The 1,225-nt window shown below is 68.7% G+C and carries 1 protein-coding gene; it reads left to right on the top strand.

Annotated features, from left to right (window positions below; genetic code table 11):
* Positions 1–13: 13 nt before the first annotated feature.
* Complete coding sequence (locus ACFY1P_RS35400; protein WP_390753016.1) at positions 14–1,204, top strand: IS110 family transposase; 1,191 nt, start codon at positions 14–16, stop codon at positions 1,202–1,204.
* The last annotated feature ends 21 nt before the right edge of the window (positions 1,205–1,225 follow it).

The raw sequence follows: 1,225 nt of genomic DNA, 5'->3' as shown, positions 1-1,225 counted from the left end.
GGCGGAGGTGACCGTGCCTGAGATCTGGGCCGGGGTAGACATCGGCAAGACGCATCACCACGCGGTGGTGATCGACGCGGAGGGCAAGCGTCTGCTGTCCCGCCGGGTCCAGAACGACGAGACCGAGCTCCTCGCGCTCATCGGCGACGTCTTGGAGATATCCCGGGACGCGCTGTGGGCGGTAGACCTCAACCATGGTGGTGCCGCGCTGCTGATCGGCCTGCTGGTCAGCCATGGCCAGCCGGTCGCCTATCTCACCGGCCTGGCAATTCACCGCGCTTCGGCTACCTACCGCGGCGAGGGCAAGACAGACGCGAAGGACGCCTTCGTCATCGCCGACCAGGCCCGCGTCCGCCACGACCTCGGCCTGCTGCGACCCGGCGACGAGATCGCCGTCGACCTGCGCACGCTGACCACCCGCCGCCTGGACCTGATCTTCGACCGCACCCGCCAGATCAACCGGCTCCGTGCCCAACTCCTGGAGATCTTCCCTGCGCTGGAACGGTCCCTGGAGCTGACGAACCACGGTCCGGTGATGCTGCTGACCGGCTTCCAGACCCCGGCGGCGATCCGCCGTGCGGGCGCGAGCCGGATCGAGACGTGGCTGAGGAACCGCAAGGTCCGGGGCGCCGCCACACTGGCGAAGAGCGCGGTGGAGGCCGCCCGGGCTCAGCACACCGTGCTCCCTGGCGAGGAACTGGCCGCCGCCATGGTGGTCCGCCTCGCGAAGGGAGTGATGGCCCTCGACGAGGAGATCGCTGAGCTCGACACCCTGATCGAGGCCAAGTTTCGCGAGCACCCGCATGCCGAGGTGATCCGCAGCCTGCCCGGTATGGGAACCAAACTCGCGGCGGAGTTCATCGCCGCGACCGGCGGCGACATGGACGCCTTCGGCAGCTCCGACCGCTTGGCCGGCTTCGCCGGCCTGGCACCCAGACCCCGCGACTCCGGCCGCGTCAGCGGCAACATGCGCAGGCCCCGGCGCTACCACCGCGGGCTGCTGAGAACCATGTACCTGTCCGCGATGGTCAGCCTGCGGTGCTGTCCCGCCTCGAAGGCGTACTACGACCGGAAGCGGAGCGAGGGCAAGGGACACAAGCAGGCACTGCTGGCCCTCGCGCGCAGGCGCCTCAACGTTCTGTGGGCGATGATCCGAGACGGAGAGTGCTTTCACTCTTCACCCCCCGTCACGGGAGCAGCTTGACAACACGATTGGGAAGTTCCT

It is taken from the genome of Streptomyces sp. NPDC001407 (genome assembly GCF_042895325.1).
Classification (GTDB): Bacteria; Actinomycetota; Actinomycetes; order Streptomycetales; family Streptomycetaceae; genus Streptomyces.
The sequence above is the reverse complement of the archived record's forward strand: the minus strand, read 5'-3'. Positions and strand labels throughout refer to the sequence as shown.